Below are 15,354 nucleotides of genomic sequence, written 5' to 3' on the forward strand. Positions count from 1 at the left end.
ATTTTGTCTCTGGACATTAAAAAAGAACCTGTCTATATCGCCCACACACTGCAGCAACGCAGGGTGTGGGTGATTAGCTCAGTTGGTAGAGCAGCTGACTCTTAATCAGCGGGTCCACGGTTCGAGCCCGTGATCACCCACCAAATTCTTCTTTGAAAACCAAAGTCTTCCGCTGATTAATTAAAGCAGTTTCTGCGCCGCTCGATGGCGCGGAAAAATGCTTTTCATCAGGCCTGGTCTTGTGCCGATGCTGGTCGTCAGTCGTCTTGTTTGCGATGACCGCCTGTGAGGGAAGCCTTGTCTTCGGCTCCGTCACGCAGAGGCTGACCACACCGGAAGTCTGATTGTCTCGGCAATCAAGTCGCTCCCTCGCAGATCGATATGGCGGGTTGACCCCACATCCCAATCCAAGGCTAATGTCGGTGGTGCCGCCGACGGCATGACAAGCACGGAGGAGACTGGGATGTCCGACTATGTCGCAATCGCATCGCCGGCGGAAATTCTGCATTTCTGGTTCGAGGAACTGACGCGGGAAGACTGGTTCAATTCGTCACCGGAGCTCGATGCCAGCATCCGCAAGCGTTTTGCAGAAACGCATCTGACGCTTGCCAAGCACATCAGCGAGGAGTGGCACGAAACGCCCGAGGCCTTTCTGGCTGCCATCATCGTTCTCGATCAGTTGCCGCGCAACATGTACCGCGCCACGCCGCTGGCCTTCGCAACGGACGGCCTGGCCCTTCGCCAGGCGAAGCTCGCGGTACAGACCGGCGTGGACCGGAAGATCCCGATCGAGCGGCGGGTGTTCGTCTACATGCCGTACGAGCATTCCGAGTCTATCGAGGATCAGACGCGCTGCGTGGAGCTGATGGAAACGCTGGGGAATGAAGAGTTTCTCGATTATGCCCGGCGGCACCGGGACGTGATCGCCGAATATGGTCGTTTTCCCCATCGAAATGCCATACTTGGGCGTCAGTCCACCGCCGCGGAGGAATCCTATCTGGCGAAACCCGGCGCCGGCTTCTAGTCTGTCCGGGATCGCGCAACGGCACGGGTTTCCTCGCGGTCGAAAATGTGCCAACCAGCGCATGACCGTTTCCATGACGGATGAGGTATTCGTTTGCGCAGCATGTCCGTTGTCTCCGGGCGTATTCCGGCCCTGATCGCCTTCCTGCTTTTGCTCGCCGCCGGTGTGGGGCTGTCGCCTTCCGCATCGTTCGCGCAGGCTGCGCCCGCGGCTGCCGAGCAGGCCGCCAAGGCCGCGGTGAACCCGGTCGACGACGCGCGCCAGCAACTGGACCAGGCCAAGCAGCAGCTTTCGGCGATCGAGAAGCAACTGACGCCGTCGATCGGCGACGATGACAAGCTTGTCGACATGATGGACCAGGTGGAAAAGGTCAGTCGTGCGGTCATCCAGATTTCCGTGGATCTGCGCCCAAGCTTCGATCAGCTGAAAAGCCGCCTCGACCAGCTCGGCGATCCGCCGGCAGAGGGCCAGCCGCCGGAAGCGCAGATCGTCACCGACGAGCGCAACCGGCTGAAATCGGAGCGCGCGGAGATCAACGCCCTGACCGGCCAGGCCGAGTCGCTGTCGAGCGAGGCAAGTCGGCTTGGCACAGCCATCATGATCGCACGCCGGGACCTGTTCTCGAAAAAACTGCTGGCGCGGCGGGATATCTCGCTTGGCCTGTTCGAGACGGCCTGGGATATGGCCGGACGGGAAGCCTCCACCCTGCAGCGCACCTTCGGCAGCTGGACCTCGTTCATCTGGCGCTTCAAGGCCGTCTATTTCGGCGGTGCGGTCATGGGCTCGCTCGCCTTTGCCCTGGTGCTGATGGTGACGGTGAGGCGGCTGTTCGGGTCGCTCGTGCGCCGGGACCCGATGAAGGAGACGCCGAGCTATCTCAGCCGGTTGTCGGTCGCCTTCTGGTCGACGACGATTACCACCTTGTCCTTTGCCGCATTTCTCACGGTCTCCTACGCGCTTTTCGACCGGCTCAATGTTCTGAGGCAAGATGTGGCGCCGATCATCTCCGCTTGTCTCGGCATGATCGGCCTCGTCTTCTTCATCTGGCGGCTGAGCAAGGCGACGCTGGCGCCGGTCGATGTTCAATGGCGGCTGGTGCGTGTCTCGAACAGCGGCGCCAGCGCTCTGGTCCATCTCTTCACGCTCATGGCGGCGGTCAACGGCCTTGACTATGTGCTGGAAGCCGTCAGCACCACCGCCGGTTCCGACCTGATCCTGACGGTGGTGAAAAGCCTGATCGCCTCGGTGATCATCGGGCTGTTGCTGATCGCGCTGTCGTTTTCGCGGCCCATCCTCAACAGCAGCGGCGATCCCAAGGATCCGGGCCGGCCGTTGCCGCATTTCGCGGCGATCCTTCTGCGCCTCTGCGGTGTGGCGATCATACTGCTCTGCCTTGCCGGCTACGTCAGTCTGGCGCGCTTCCTCTCCACACAGCTGATCGTCACAGGTGCTGTCGTCATCACCATCTACATCGGCATCCTGTCGGGCAGGGCGGTGTCGGAGCAGAACGGCTTTCCGCGGACCGCCGTCGGGGGTTACATCGGCGAGCGGTTCAACATCGAGGCGAAGACGCTTGATCAGCTCGGCCTCGCGGTCGGCTTCTGCATCTATCTCTTTGCGCTGCTCGTGGGCATTCCGCTCATCCTGTTGTCCTGGGGCTTCCAGTTCTCCGACATCGAGCGCTGGGTCTATCGCATATTCACCAACATCACGATCGGCAGCTTCTCGATTTCGATCGTCGGCATTCTCGGCGGTCTGATCATCTTCGCCATAGCGCTCGTCATTTCGCGCTTCTTCGAGAACTGGCTCGACCGGAACGTGCTCGGCCGCACCTACATGGATGCCGGGGTTCGCAACTCGGTCAAGACGGGCGTCGGCTATCTCGGCATCGGCATCGCCATCATGATCGGGCTGTCGGCGGCCGGTATCAGCCTGTCGAACCTCGCGCTCGTCGCCGGTGCCCTCTCGCTCGGTATCGGTTTCGGCTTGCAGAACATCGTCTCGAATTTCGTGTCGGGGCTGATCCTGCTTGCCGAGCGACCGTTCAAGGTCGGCGACTGGGTGGTGACGGGAACGACGGAAGGCTTCGTCCGCCGTATTTCGGTGCGCGCCACGGAGATCGAGACGTTCCAGCGCCAGACGATCATCGTGCCGAACTCGGAGTTCATCAACAGCTCGGTCGGCAACTGGACGCACCGCAACAAGATCGGCCGGATCGAGATCATGGTCGGCGTCGCCTATGACTCGGATCCGCGCCGGGTACTGGAAATCCTCAAGGAGATCGCCGACGCCCATCCCAAGCTCCTGCATTTCCCTGAGCCGATGGTGGTCTTCGCCAATTTCGGCGATTCGTCACTCGATTTCGAGTTGCGCGGCTATCTCGCGGACGTCCTCGACGGACTGGGGGTCAGGACGGAAATCCGTCTGCAGATCTACGAGCGCTTCAAGGCAGAGGGTATCGAGATACCGTTCCCGCAGCGCGATCTGAACATCAACATGAAGTCGGAGAAGATCGCAGAGGCCGTGCGGGCCGCGCGCGACGTGGGGCGGTGGCCGGAGGAGTTTTCCGGCCGCAAACGCGGCAAGCGGCCGGCCGCCGATATTTCCGATCTCGAGAACGAGGGGCATCCGGACATTCCTGAGGGCGACGGCCATATCGAGGATGCGAGCGACGGCGAGAACCAGCAATAGTCACGGTCAAGCCATCATTCAGGCAACATTCATCAACGATCGGCTATGGATAAGACCATGACGTGTGTGGCATGCTCTGTGCCAGACACAGGAACGACAACAGAGGGCGGCGCCACGTGTGCCGTAGAGACATGAAAAGATTTCTTGTTGCACTGCTGATTGCCGGAGCCGGATCAACCTTTGCGCACGCTGCGACCGTGACCAACAAGGATGGCGAAACTGTGGTCCTGGTGGTCGTCGAAGGCGGAAACCGCATGGACGTGCCGATCGATGCAGGCGCCACCGAAACCATCTGCCCGGCAGGCTGCTTCGTCACGCTGCCGAACGGCGACCGCGTCGGCTTGAGTGGCGGCGAGACCGTCGACATCGTAAAGGGCTCGGCCCAGGTCAAGTAAGCTTTGTCGGCGGTGCGTGATGCGCACCGCCGCTGATCCCCTTGGCAATCGCTCTGCGAATATCTTCACAAGTCGAATGTCGAACCGCTGGCAGGGATTAAACATTTTTAAAAACGTCAAAGCTATAACATCCTGAAATGACTTGAGGGGATGGGTTCGCATGGCGTTTTTGGGAATTTCCGGAATGCATTACTCCGGCGCTTCTTTGAAGGGACACAGAGTGCTCCTGGCGGAAGATTCCAATGTTTACATTTCCATGATCGGCAAGCGGCTCAAGGAGCTTTTCGACATCGACGTCGAAGTCTGCCGCAATTTCGAGCAGCTGCAGTATGTCTACGAGCGCTCCAGCGATCCGGTCGCTATCGCCATCACCAACATGAACCTCCCGGGGGCCGAGAGCGGCGAGGCGCTGAGCTATCTCGTCGATCTCAGCGTGCCGACCATCGTGTTCACCGGTGCATTCCATGAGAAGATCCGCGAGGAAATTCTGGCCAAGGAAATCGTCGATTACGTCATCAAGGACAACATGTTCGCCGTCGACATGCTGGCGGAAAGCGTCTGCCGGTATCTCACCAACCAGCGTCACCATGTGCTGATCGTCGACGACAGTCCGACGGCGCGGGCACTTCTGTCGACGCGACTGCGACGCTACAATTTCCGTGTCAGCCAGGCCGAAAGCGGCATGAAGGCGCTGGAACTGTTGAAGCAGAATCCTGATATTGGCCTGATGATAACCGACTACAACATGCCGGACATTGACGGCTTTGAATTGACGCGCCGCATCCGCGCGAGCATCGGTTCGCATCAACTGCGCATTATCGGGGTTTCGTCTTCCACCAACCGGCTGATGTCGGCGCGGTTCCTGAAAGCCGGCGGCAATGATTTCATTCTCCGTCCCTTCGTGGACGAGGAATTCTACTGCCGCGTGAACCAGAATCTCGATACATTGGCGCAAATCCGCACGAATTTCGATGCAGGTTCCGTAACCACTTCTCAATTGTCTGCTGCTATAGGTTGAAAATTCTGGCGTGTTAAGATAAAGCGTTCTCGCTTTTCCTGCTAAGATATCGGAGAATATCGCGGGAGGCGACGTGATATCTGGCGCACGGCTTGCCTGAGTTTCAACTGTTCGGTGAAGACATGAGGGGAAAATGTCATTTAACGGCGACGTGACGGCAGTTGGGCTGGAAGGCGGGAGCCGTGTCAGGGGCACCGTTGTTCTGGTTGAGGATACCCGGCTTTTTTCAAAAGTGCTCAGTCACCGGTTCAGCGACGAGCTTGGTCTTTCCGTTGCGCATGTCCCATCTCTTGCCGCATTGAAGGAACTGGTCGAGGGTGGCAACCGCTTCGAGCTTGCGGTGGTCGATCTGACTCTTCCGGATTCATCCGACGGCGAGGTCGTGGACTATACCTCCGACAATGGCATTCCGACTGTGGTCTTCACCGGTCGCTTCGATCGCGATATCCGCAATGCGCTGATGCGGCGCAAGGTCGTCGACTATGTGATCAAGGATAGTGAGAGGGCGATCAATTCGGTCGTCAACACGGTCAAGCGGTTCTTCAACAATCAGTCGAACACGATTCTCGTGGTCGACGACATGAGTTCCGTGCGCAGCAATCTCGTGGAACTCCTGAAATTGCAGCAATACAACGTGATCGGTGTTGGAACCGGACTCGAGGCGCTCGATGTGCTGAACCGGTTTCCGGAAGTCGAGCTCATGATCACCGATTACGTGATGCCGGACATGGACGGCTATGAGCTCACGCAGCGCGTCCGGCGAATGTTCGAAACCGACGAACTCGGCATCATCGGCATTTCCTCTTCGTCAGACAGGCTGCTGTCCGCGAATTTCCTGAAGGCCGGGGCGAATGATTTCATCTATCGTCCCTTCGTCGAGGAGGAGCTTCTTTGCCGCGTGGCCAACAGCCTCGACATGCTGCAGCAGATCCGCAACCTCAAGCGCGCGGCCGCCTGCGACTATCTCACCGGTCTCTTCAACCGGCGCTATTTCTTCGACCGTGGGCCACGTCAGATCGGCATCGGCCAGCGCGAATCCATCCCCTGCAGCATCGCCATCCTCGACATCGACCATTTCAAGAAGTTGAACGACACCTACGGCCATGAAATCGGTGACCGGGTGCTGATCGCGGTGGCGCACAAGCTGGAAAACCTGCTCGACGGTTCGCCGCATCTTCTGTCGCGACTGGGCGGCGAGGAGTTCGGCATCCTGATGACCGGGCTCGATTCCGCCGCCGGCACCGATTATTGCGATTGGCTGCGGCACGAACTGTCGCGTGTTCGCATCGTTGCCGACGACGAGGATCTGACGATCACCGTATCGATCGGCGTCAGCGGCATCGAGGGCGACGAAACCTTCGACAATCACCTCAACGCTGCCGACCAGTTCCTCTACATGGCCAAGCATCAGGGACGCAACCGGGTCTATTCCGACGCGCTGATGGCCGCTTCCGTCTCGGCTGCCGAATAGGGCGGCTCTTCTATCTATTGACTCGGAACGTCAGGACGCCCTGGATGCGGCGAGCGTCATCTTGCGGTCGGCGCGTTCCTGCTGCGGGGACCGATTGTAGACTTCGCGATAACACTTGGAGAAGTGCGATGCGGAGACGAAACCGCAGGCGACCGCCACCTCGACGATCGGCATGTTGGACTGGACCAGCAGGTGCCGGGCGCGGTCCAGGCGGATTTCGAGATAGTACCTAGCCGGCGATCGGCCCATTTCCTGGCGGAAGAGGCGCTCGATCTGGCGGCGCGAAAGACCGGCGCTGTCGGCAATGTCGAGCAGCGACACCGGCTCGGCCAGATGATTTTCCATCAGTTCGATGATCGACAGCACCTTGGCGTTCTGGACCCCGAGCCGGGCGCGCAGCGGCAGGCGCTGACGGTCGTGCGGGTTGCGTACGCGGTCGGTGAGCGCCTGCTCGCAGATGCGGTTGACAAGGCTTTCGCCGAAATCCCGGCCGATGATGTCGAGCATCATGTCCAGCGATGCGGTTCCGCCCGCACAGGTGTACAGATTGCCGTCGATTTCGTAGAGATCGGCATAGACTTCGGCCTGCGGGAATTTCTCCGAGAAGCCCGGGAGATTCTCCCAATGGATGGCGCAGCGCTTGCCCTTCAGGAGGCCGGCCTGGGCCAGAACATAGGCGCCCGTACAGAGCGAGCCGACGGCAACGCCGCGATTGTAGATCTCGCGCAGCCAGGCAAAGACCGACTTGTTCTGGAACTCCTCGACATTGATGCCCGAACAGAGCAGCACCATGTCGGGCCGTGTGTCGCTCGACAGAAACCGTCGCTCCTCGACAAGCGGAAGGTCGGCTTCGATTGCTATGCCGGAGGATGAAAAAACCGGCTTGCCGTCGGTCGACACCATGCGCCATTTATAGGCGCTGTAGCCGAGCATGCGATTGGCGATCCGGAGGGCTTCGATTGCAGCGGTAAACGGCAGCATCGAGAAGTTGGGGACGAGAAAGAATACGATAGAGCGTTTTGTGTCCGGCGTTTTGCTCATGAGAGAGGCTTTTCCATGCTCACGGTTTCCAGGTTGAATGTCTCACCGCGAAAACACTGACCTGGATGTCTCAAATGCGACACTGACATGGAAGAACCCGCCATGGAAGAGGGGGCGGGGCAGGCAATGTGAAAATTCTCCGGCTCCCGCATGCGGTCGCTTTGCCGGCGTGCGGGAGCAATGCTTTGTCCTCAGCGGACGAAGGCCCGGAAATGCCGGGTCCAGTCGGCGAGCTTGCGGCGTTCCTGCTTGATTGCGGTTTCGTCCTCCTCGAGGCCGACGTCGTCGCGCAACCAGTAGGGCAGGCCATCAATGTCTTTGTGCGAGGATGTCGGAGCATGGCTCCAACCGTTCCATGCCCGCGTGAAACTTACAAATACACTTCCCAGAAACATCGTCGTTCTCCTGTGCTTGGGGGCAGCAGGTGCGCTGCTGGGATCAATATCGGGGAGAGTTGACATTCAATCAAACGAAATGATATCCATCTTAAAGTCAAAAAAATTGAAAGGATGCCGCCGTGAACGTCGTATTCCGTCAGCCTTTGCCGCTGCTTGAGACCGACATCCTCAGGACGTTCGTCTCGATTGCCGAGACCAACAGTTTCTCCGCCGCAGCCGACATGGTGCTGAGGACACCGTCGGCGGTGTCCATGCAGATCAAGAAGCTGGAAGAGCAGCTCGGGGCGACGCTGTTTCGCCGGGACGCGCGTTCGGTGTCCCTGACGGAGAATGGCGAGATGCTTCTGGCTTATGCCAGGCAGATCCTGTCTCTCTCCAACGAGGCGGTGTCGCGCTTCCGGTTTCCGGAAATGAGCGGCGTCGTCAGGCTTGGTGCGACGGACGATTCCGGTGAGCGCATCCTCCCGAATATCCTGAAGCGCTTTGCCGAAGCCTGCCCGGGAATTCTGGTGGATGTGACGATCGATTCCTCCACCAACCTGCGCAAGCGGCTTCAGGAGGGCCGGCTCGACCTGGCACTGGTCAACTCCTATCCGGGCACCGGCGGCGACGGCGAGGAAGTCGTGCTGCGCGAGAAGCTCGTCTGGGCAGGCGCCAAATGTGGCAACGCCTTCCGCAAGGATCCGCTGCCGATCTCCATCTGGGAAGAGGGGTGCTGCTGGCGCGCCGACGCGTTGGCGCGGCTCGACAAGTCGAAGCGCGCCTACCGGATCGCCTATCTCAGTGCCCACACCATGGCGCAGCGCGCGGCGGTGGTGGCCGATCTCGCGATCGCTCCCATTCCGCGTAGCTATCTCGGCGATCAGATGGAGGCGCTGGGTGATGCCGACGGTTTGCCGGAGCTTGGCTATTTCGAAGTGCGGCTGCTGCAGGCAGCGGAGATGAACAGTGCCGGCGAAGCGGTGGCGGAAAGCATCCGCTATGCCTTTTCCGGACTGACTCACGCCGCAGCCGCCTGAGGCCGTATACATGGATGTTTCAGCAGACAAGAGCGCGGCCAGAACCCGTGACGACATGCGGCTCGAGGATTTTCCGTTTCGATCTTACGACAAGCTGAGGTTCGGCGACACCGACCGGCAGGGGCACGTCAACAATGCGGTTTTCGCCACCTTCATGGAGACCGGACGCGTCGAGGCGATCTTCAATCCGCAAGACCCGATGACGGATCCCGAATGCAGTTTCGTGCTCGCCAAGCTCGATCTGGATTACAGGGCCGAAATCCGGTGGCCGGGAACCGTCGACATCGGCACGCGGATCATCGCCGTTGGCCGGTCTTCGGTCCGCCTGGAGCAGGCGGTGTTCCAGAATGGCCGGTGCGCGGCCTTTGCTACGACGGTCGTCGTGCAGATGCATCACCAGACGCGGCGATCGCAGGCATTCTCCGAGCGCACGAAGACGCGGCTGGAGGAAATTGCCTCGACGTGATCAGCGTGCGCGCCGGCGCCGACGCCCGCCGGCCTCTCCACCGTCCGATGACTGGCTTTTCTCCGGCAAGGTCACGGCCCTGGACAGTTCCGGGAAGGGATCCGTCTTGTTCGGCATCGCCATGGCGTCGACGAAATAGCCTTGAAACTTTGATTCAAGCGCCGTCTCTATCTTGATGATCTTGCTGACGGTCTCCTCGATCTCGCGGCGGTAGCCGCGGTTCAGGAGGCACATGCGCGCGCCGGCGCCGGCGGCATTGCCCACCGCCTTCACCTTGTCGAGGTCGCAATCGGGAATGAGGCCCAGAACCATCGCATATTTCGGATCGATGAAGGTGCCGAAGGCGCCTGCCAGGCTGATGCGATCGACCTTCTCCACCTCCTGCTTGTCCATCAGGAGCTTGACGCCGGCGTAAAGGGCCGCCTTGGCGAGCTGGATGGCGCGAACGTCGTTCTGGGTAATCGCGATCCTCGGGGCGCCGTCCTGCAGGACATAGGAGAAGGTGCGGCCATTGGCTTCGATACGGGTCGAGCGGGCGGCAAGCGATCCATCGACCACCCCGTCCTCGGAAATGATGCCGGCCAGGAACATCTCGGCGATCACCTCGATGATGCCGGAACCGCAGATGCCGGTGACCTTGACCTTGGCGGCGGCTTCCTCGAATCCCGGCTCGTCGGACCAGGGTTCGATGCCGATGACGCGGAAGCGGGGTTCCAGCGTTGCCGGGTCGATGCGCACGCGTTCGATTGCGCCGGGCGCTGCGCGCTGGCCGCAGGAGATTTCGGCGCCTTCGAAGGCCGGACCGGTGGGCGAAGATGCGGCAACCGTGCGGGTGGAATTGCCGAGCACGATTTCGGCATTGGTGCCGATATCGACCATCAGCATCATCTCGTCCTGGCGGTGCACGCCTTCCGACAGCGTCGCGCCGGCGGCATCGGCACCGACATGGCCGGCGATGCAGGGCAGCGTGTAGACACGCGTGCCGGCGTTCATTACCAGGTCGATCTCGCTCGCCTTGACATGCACTGCACCGGAAACGGCGAGCGCAAAGGGGGCTCCGCCAAGCTCGGTCGGGTCGATACCGAGGAAGAGGTGGTGCATGATCGGATTGCCGACGAAGACGCAGTCGAGAATGTCCGCGCGGTCGACGCCGCCATCGGCGCAGACCTTGCCGATCAGCTCGTTGATCGCTTCGCGCACCGCCTTCGTCATGCCTTCGCGCCCGTCCGGGTTCATCATCACGTAGGAGACGCGGCTCATCAGGTCTTCGCCGAAGCGGATCTGCGGATTGGAGGCGCCGGCCGAGGCGACGGTGCGGTTCGACAGCAGCGAGGAGAGGTGCATGGCGATCGTCGTCGAGCCGATGTCGCAGGCAATGCCGTAGGCCTCGTTCTTCAGGCCTGGATAGAGCGCGATCAGATGCGGCCTGCCGGCTTCGTCATCGCGCCAGACGGCGGCGGTCACCTTCCACTCGCCCTTGCGCAGGATCGACTGCACGCGGGGCAGAAGGTGGGCGTCCACCTCAAGGTTTTCGAACCCCCAGTCCCGATGCAGCATGGCTTTCAGCCGGTCGAGGTCGCCAAGCGGCTTTTCCATGTCCGGCTCGTCGACTTCGACGTAGCACATGTGGACGGCGGGATTGCGTTCGATGATGCGCTCGTCGGCAGCCTTGCGCACGACCTGCGCATTGACGGCCACGTCCTGCGGCACGTCGATGACGAGGTCGCCCTCGATCATCGCCGAGCAGGACAGCCGGCGTCCGTCCTTCAGGTCACGCAGCTGTTTGTAGCGCGCCTCTTTGGGGCTGAAGGGGGAAATATGGTCAAGGGAAGAGGTGATGCCGTGCTTGGCGAACTGGCCTTCCTGAACGTCGATCTGGCAGCGCCCACAAATGCCGCGGCCGCCGCAGACGCTCTCGACATAGACGCCAAGCTCTCGGGCGGCCTCGAGGACGGCGGTACCCTTGGCAAAACGGCCGCGCTTGCCGGAAGGCATGAAGAGGACGAGGGGATCGGAGGCATTCGACATGGGGCGGGGCTTTCAGACAAATGTCAGGAATTTTGTGCGGATTTTTTCGGTCGTCCGCCCTTTGCACCGTTGCGACGGCTGGCGGCCGCCTTTGCCGGCGACCGCGACTGACCGCCGCGGCGCTGGGCTTCCATGAAGGCTTTGCTGCCGAATATGCCTTTCATCAGGCCGGCGATAGAATAATCTATGTCGAGGCTCTCCCAATGCAGGCCGGTTTCTCCCAGCAGTTCGACTTCATCGAGTTGCTCGTCCGTTGCATTCTCGAGACCTTCAATCTGCCGGGCAGGAACCATGAAGGCAGCGCCGTTCAAAAATTCGACCACGATACGGCCGGATGCACTTTCATACCGAACGCTGGCGGGAACCGGCCTTTCGCCACGCTCCAGCTGCCAGCGCAGTTTGGCTGCGGCCAATTCATGATCGCTGACATCAGCCATGATATTTTCTCCACGTATCCAGAAAAAGCGCCTGATGCGCTTCAACGATATCGACCGCCCGTCGCACGTCTCGATCAGAAAGGGCTCCCTGGGTGAGCACCTTCAACGTTTCGATATCGATCCGCGCTTCTCCGTCTCCGTAAACATGAACATGAGGCGGCTCGTGATCGGCTGCGTAGATCACGAACCGCATGCCGTTCTGTCGAAGAACGGTTACCAAAATAACCTAACTTGTTGGGTTTTCAACATCGCACTTCCAATACGCTCTTATTCCGCGGAACCGCCTTCGCCAACGCGGCCGGCGCGGCCGCCGCGACGGGCGGGACGTCCACCGGCGGCAGGAGCCGGTGAGGCGGCGGCCTCGCCGGCTGCCGCCGGCTTGTAGTCGCGGTAGGTCATGATCCAGTTGGCGCAGTTCGCATCGGTGCCGTTCAGCACGTTGGCGGCGCGCACGGCTTCCATTTCCTGCGGGCGGCACGGGTTCATGATTGCAGACGTCATGCCGGCGCCGATCACCATCGGGATGAAGCCGGCATTGATGCCGTGGCGGTGTGGCAGGCCGAAGGAAATGTTGGAGAGGCCGCAGGTGGTGTTGACCTTCAGTTCCTCGCGCAGGCGGCGCAGCAAGGCGAAGACCTGACGACCGGCGTCGCCCAGCGCACCGATCGGCATGACGAGCGGATCGACGACGATGTCTTCCGGCTTGATGCCATGGTCCATGGCGCGCTCGACGATCTTCTTGGCGACGGCGAAGCGGACGTCAGGGTCCATCGAAATGCCCGTCTCGTCGTTGGAGATGGCGACGACCGGCACGTTGTACTTCTTGATCAGCGGCAGGATGGCTTCAAGTTTTTCTTCCTCGCCGGTCACGGAGTTGACCAGCGGACGGCCCTTGGCGACCTTGAGCGCAGCCTCGATGGCGGCAGTCACCGAGCTGTCGATCGACAGCGGGACATCGACCAGTTCCTGGACGATTTCCAGCGTCTTGACGAGGAGCGCCGGCTCTGTTGCGTTCGGATCGACGGCCGTGACGCCGGCATTGACGTCCAGCATGGTGGCGCCGGCGGCGACCTGTTCGATCGCGTCCTTCCGGACGGTGTCGAAGTTGCCTTCGACCATTTCGGCCGCCAGCTTCTTGCGGCCGGTCGGATTGATGCGCTCGCCGATGACGCAGAACGGCTGGTCGAAGCCAATGACGATCTCGCGGGTTGCGGATGCGACGATGGTGCGGGTCATGTTACGTATTCCTCTCCTCGGCGCTAAGCGCCATCTTCAACTGTCAGCGCCTGAAGCTCAGTGTTCCGGCGCGATATGGGCGGCGACCTCGGCGAGCTCCTGCTGGTGCTCGACCGGCCGATCCTGAATTTCCTCCAGGCGTCCGGCGATCAGCGCGGCGTCCGGTGCCGGTTCGCGTTTCCAGGGCTTGCGGCCCTTCAGCACGCCGGAATCATGCACGATCTCGGCGACGTATTCCTCCTGACGGTAGGCCATCACGTGGATGCCGGAAACCCCTTCGATCTCCTTCACCTCGTTGATGATGTCGATCGCCAGGCGCTTGCCTTCTTCCTTCTGATTCTGCGCTCCCTCCAGCCGTTTGATGATGGCGTCGGGAATGTGGATTCCGGGCACGTTGGAGCGAATCCAGCGGGCGGTCTTGGCCGATGCCAGCGGACCGACGCCGACCAGGATGAAGCATTTTTCGTGCAGGCCGAGATCGCGCACCTTGGCCATGTAGTCGCGGAACATCGGCACGTCGAAGCAGTACTGGCTCTGGACGAACTGCGCTCCGGCGGCGATCTTCTTTGCCAGCCGGTAGGGACGGAAATCATAGGGCGGCGCGAAGGGGTTGATCGCCGCGCCGAGGAAGACGCCCGGCGGCGTCGAAAGCTTGCGGCCCGACAGGAACTTGCCTTCGTCGCGCATGGTGCGCACGGTTTCCAGAAGCGACATGCAGTCGAGGTCGAAGACGGGCTTGGCGCCCGGCTGGTCGCCGGCCTGCACGCCGTCGCCGGTCAGGCACATGATGTTCTGCACGCCCATGGCGGCGGCGCCAAGCACGTCGCCCTGGATCGCGATACGGTTCTTGTCACGGCAGGCGATCTGCATGACCGGCGCATAGCCCATGCGGGTCAGGAGCGCGCAGATGCCGACGGAAGACATGTGGCAGTTGGCGCCGGAGGCGTCGACGGCGTTGATGCCGTCCACCCAGCCGTCAAAGATTGCTGCGCGTTCGTAGACGTCCTGCGGATCGGCACTGTCGGGCGGGTTGAGCTCGGTGGTGACCGCGAATTCGCCCCGGCGCAGCACGCGCTCGAGGCGGCCGCGCGAGGAGTGGCCGGGAAGGGGATCGAGCGGCAGGCTCGGGTCGGCCGGATGAATGTCGTTTATCATGCCGCGTCTCCCTTGCCTGCCTGCTTTGCCGCTTCCTTGGCGGCGGCCTTTTCGGCGGTCACGCGCAGCCATGCGGATGTTTCGCGCAGCGCCTGATTGACGGGCTTCTGGACGGTCAGGATGGCATCGCCATTGACCATGTTCTGTGAGCCCTTCCAGGCTTGCACCCAGACGCACGGCATGTCCGGCTCGACCTCGCAATGGCCGTTCTCGCGGACGCCGCCGCACGGGCCGTTCCGGAGCTGCTTGGGGCAGTTCATCGGGCAGGACATGCCGGTCGACGAAAGCGCGCACTGGCCGCACATGCGACAGTCGAAGAGCAGCCCCTTGACGTTGCGCTCCAGGAACGTGACGGGTCGCTCGACACGCTGGTAGCCGAGCTTCTTCCAGACAGGATGGAGGAGCAGAAAAATGTCGGCGAAGTGGGCGTAGAGCCATTCCAGCGCGCGGGAGTGGCGCACCGACCAAAGCCGGATGGTGTAGCGGCGGCGCTGGCGTCGGCTCGGCGACACCCCGGCCGGCGTGAAGGCGCCCGCTGCCTGCTTCTTCTCGGGGGCGGCGTTGCCCTTGGCGGGTTTTGCGTCAGCCATTGGCTCGGCCCCCGGCCTTGACGAGAGCGACGATCCGCTCCTTGTCGTAGGCGGCCTCCAGTGCAGCTGCGGCCTTGTCGGCTTCCGCTTCGAGGTCGTCGGAAACGGGAACCGGATCGGCCTTGCGCCATTCGGCCAGATAGTCGTCGGTCTCCGATGCGCCGGAGCGCATGGCGGCCATGTCGATAGCCTCCGCGAAGCGCTGCGACAGCTCGCGCTTGGCGTTGGTCCGGCCCTTCTTGACGATGATTTGGGCAGGTATGTCCCGCCAGTAGACGACGATCAGATCCGCCATGTCTTTGCTCTCCCAATTGGAGGCAGAATGCACGCTTGCCGGTCGGCTGACTACGCTTTTGACGACGTCGCAATCGCTGAAAAGCGACGT

The 15,354-nt window shown here is 61.3% G+C and carries 16 protein-coding genes and 1 tRNA gene; 8 read left to right on the top strand and 9 right to left on the bottom strand.

Annotated elements, in window-relative coordinates; translation table 11 throughout:
* The first annotated feature begins 67 nt into the window (after window positions 1–67).
* From NN662_RS08105 to NN662_RS08130, 6 genes are all read left to right on the top strand, one after another.
* Window positions 68–143: transfer RNA gene (locus NN662_RS08105), tRNA-Lys, on the top strand.
* A gap of 320 nt (window positions 144–463) precedes the next feature.
* Window positions 464–1,024, top strand: coding sequence for a DUF924 family protein (locus NN662_RS08110; protein ID WP_261929779.1), 561 nt, complete (start codon window positions 464–466; stop codon window positions 1,022–1,024).
* Between the two features lie 102 nt (window positions 1,025–1,126).
* Complete coding sequence (locus NN662_RS08115; RefSeq protein ID WP_261931905.1) at window positions 1,127–3,715, top strand: mechanosensitive ion channel family protein; 2,589 nt, start codon at window positions 1,127–1,129, stop codon at window positions 3,713–3,715.
* Between the two features lie 131 nt (window positions 3,716–3,846).
* Window positions 3,847–4,110, top strand: coding sequence for a hypothetical protein (locus NN662_RS08120; protein ID WP_261929780.1), 264 nt, complete (start codon window positions 3,847–3,849; stop codon window positions 4,108–4,110).
* 160 nt (window positions 4,111–4,270) lie between these two features.
* The gene (locus tag NN662_RS08125) at window positions 4,271–5,128 is read left to right on the top strand and encodes a response regulator (RefSeq protein WP_261929781.1); all 858 of its coding nucleotides are present in this window, start codon (window positions 4,271–4,273) and stop codon (window positions 5,126–5,128) included.
* Between the two features lie 133 nt (window positions 5,129–5,261).
* Window positions 5,262–6,599 carry a diguanylate cyclase gene (locus NN662_RS08130; RefSeq protein ID WP_261929782.1) on the top strand — a complete coding sequence of 446 codons (1,338 nt, stop codon included), beginning with the start codon at window positions 5,262–5,264 and terminating at the stop codon, window positions 6,597–6,599.
* Between the two features lie 30 nt (window positions 6,600–6,629).
* Here NN662_RS08130 and NN662_RS08135 read toward each other — a convergent pair whose 3' ends face one another.
* Window positions 6,630–7,640, bottom strand: coding sequence for a GlxA family transcriptional regulator (locus NN662_RS08135; RefSeq protein WP_261929783.1), 1,011 nt, complete (start codon window positions 7,638–7,640; stop codon window positions 6,630–6,632).
* Window positions 7,641–7,831: 191 nt separating this feature from the next.
* Window positions 7,832–8,035, bottom strand: a complete 204-nt coding sequence (locus tag NN662_RS08140) for a hypothetical protein (RefSeq protein ID WP_261929784.1) — start codon at window positions 8,033–8,035, stop codon at window positions 7,832–7,834.
* Between the two features lie 122 nt (window positions 8,036–8,157).
* Here NN662_RS08140 and NN662_RS08145 point away from each other — a divergent pair, with 122 nt between their 5' ends.
* On the top strand, window positions 8,158–9,057 hold the full coding sequence (locus tag NN662_RS08145; protein ID WP_261929785.1) for a LysR family transcriptional regulator: 900 nt from the start codon (window positions 8,158–8,160) through the stop codon (window positions 9,055–9,057).
* Window positions 9,058–9,067: 10 nt separating this feature from the next.
* Window positions 9,068–9,523: an acyl-CoA thioesterase gene (locus NN662_RS08150; protein ID WP_261929786.1), complete on the top strand. Its 456-nt coding sequence runs from the start codon at window positions 9,068–9,070 to the stop codon at window positions 9,521–9,523.
* Here NN662_RS08150 and NN662_RS08155 read toward each other — a convergent pair whose 3' ends face one another.
* The 7 genes from NN662_RS08155 to NN662_RS08185 form a co-directional block, all read right to left on the bottom strand.
* Complete coding sequence (locus tag NN662_RS08155; protein WP_261929787.1) at window positions 9,524–11,551, bottom strand: ASKHA domain-containing protein; 2,028 nt, start codon at window positions 11,549–11,551, stop codon at window positions 9,524–9,526.
* 23 nt (window positions 11,552–11,574) lie between these two features.
* Entirely contained in the window at window positions 11,575–11,988 is a 414-nt protein-coding gene (locus NN662_RS08160; protein WP_261931906.1) for a DUF2442 domain-containing protein, read from the bottom strand.
* Entirely contained in the window at window positions 11,981–12,181 is a 201-nt protein-coding gene (locus tag NN662_RS08165; RefSeq protein ID WP_261929788.1) for a DUF4160 domain-containing protein, read from the bottom strand. Before NN662_RS08165 ends, NN662_RS08160 begins: the two co-directional genes overlap by 8 nt.
* A 74-nt stretch (window positions 12,182–12,255) precedes the next feature.
* On the bottom strand, window positions 12,256–13,224 hold the full coding sequence (locus NN662_RS08170) for a methyltetrahydrofolate cobalamin methyltransferase (RefSeq protein WP_261929789.1): 969 nt from the start codon (window positions 13,222–13,224) through the stop codon (window positions 12,256–12,258).
* 57 nt (window positions 13,225–13,281) lie between these two features.
* Entirely contained in the window at window positions 13,282–14,379 is a 1,098-nt protein-coding gene (locus tag NN662_RS08175) for a methylenetetrahydrofolate reductase (RefSeq protein WP_261929790.1), read from the bottom strand.
* Entirely contained in the window at window positions 14,376–14,969 is a 594-nt protein-coding gene (locus tag NN662_RS08180) for a methylenetetrahydrofolate reductase C-terminal domain-containing protein (protein WP_261929791.1), read from the bottom strand. The genes NN662_RS08175 and NN662_RS08180 overlap by 4 nt, the downstream gene beginning before the upstream one ends.
* A complete protein-coding gene (locus NN662_RS08185) occupies window positions 14,962–15,264 on the bottom strand; it encodes a virulence factor (RefSeq protein WP_261929792.1) in 303 nt (100 codons plus the stop codon). The genes NN662_RS08180 and NN662_RS08185 overlap by 8 nt, the downstream gene beginning before the upstream one ends.
* Window positions 15,265–15,354: the final 90 nt, after the last annotated feature.

This window comes from Rhizobium sp. NRK18 (genome assembly GCF_024385575.1).
Lineage (GTDB): Bacteria > Pseudomonadota > Alphaproteobacteria > Rhizobiales > Rhizobiaceae > JANFMV01.

Bases quoted from the DNA above. Each gene is read 5' to 3' on its own strand.
- NN662_RS08115 (WP_261931905.1), top strand. From the start codon at position 1,127: ATGTCCGTTGTCTCCGGGCGTATTCCGGCCCTGATCGCCTTCCTGCTT.
- NN662_RS08175 (WP_261929790.1), bottom strand. From the start codon at position 14,379: ATGATAAACGACATTCATCCGGCCGACCCGAGCCTGCCGCTCGATCCC.
- NN662_RS08150 (WP_261929786.1), top strand. From the start codon at position 9,068: ATGGATGTTTCAGCAGACAAGAGCGCGGCCAGAACCCGTGACGACATG.
- NN662_RS08160 (WP_261931906.1), bottom strand. From the start codon at position 11,988: ATGGCTGATGTCAGCGATCATGAATTGGCCGCAGCCAAACTGCGCTGG.
- NN662_RS08165 (WP_261929788.1), bottom strand. From the start codon at position 12,181: ATGCGGTTCGTGATCTACGCAGCCGATCACGAGCCGCCTCATGTTCAT.
- NN662_RS08185 (WP_261929792.1), bottom strand. From the start codon at position 15,264: ATGGCGGATCTGATCGTCGTCTACTGGCGGGACATACCTGCCCAAATC.
- NN662_RS08110 (WP_261929779.1), top strand. From the start codon at position 464: ATGTCCGACTATGTCGCAATCGCATCGCCGGCGGAAATTCTGCATTTC.
- NN662_RS08140 (WP_261929784.1), bottom strand. From the start codon at position 8,035: ATGTTTCTGGGAAGTGTATTTGTAAGTTTCACGCGGGCATGGAACGGT.
- NN662_RS08130 (WP_261929782.1), top strand. From the start codon at position 5,262: ATGTCATTTAACGGCGACGTGACGGCAGTTGGGCTGGAAGGCGGGAGC.
- NN662_RS08120 (WP_261929780.1), top strand. From the start codon at position 3,847: ATGAAAAGATTTCTTGTTGCACTGCTGATTGCCGGAGCCGGATCAACC.
- NN662_RS08180 (WP_261929791.1), bottom strand. From the start codon at position 14,969: ATGGCTGACGCAAAACCCGCCAAGGGCAACGCCGCCCCCGAGAAGAAG.
- NN662_RS08135 (WP_261929783.1), bottom strand. From the start codon at position 7,640: ATGAGCAAAACGCCGGACACAAAACGCTCTATCGTATTCTTTCTCGTC.
- NN662_RS08125 (WP_261929781.1), top strand. From the start codon at position 4,271: ATGGCGTTTTTGGGAATTTCCGGAATGCATTACTCCGGCGCTTCTTTG.
- NN662_RS08155 (WP_261929787.1), bottom strand. From the start codon at position 11,551: ATGTCGAATGCCTCCGATCCCCTCGTCCTCTTCATGCCTTCCGGCAAG.
- NN662_RS08170 (WP_261929789.1), bottom strand. From the start codon at position 13,224: ATGACCCGCACCATCGTCGCATCCGCAACCCGCGAGATCGTCATTGGC.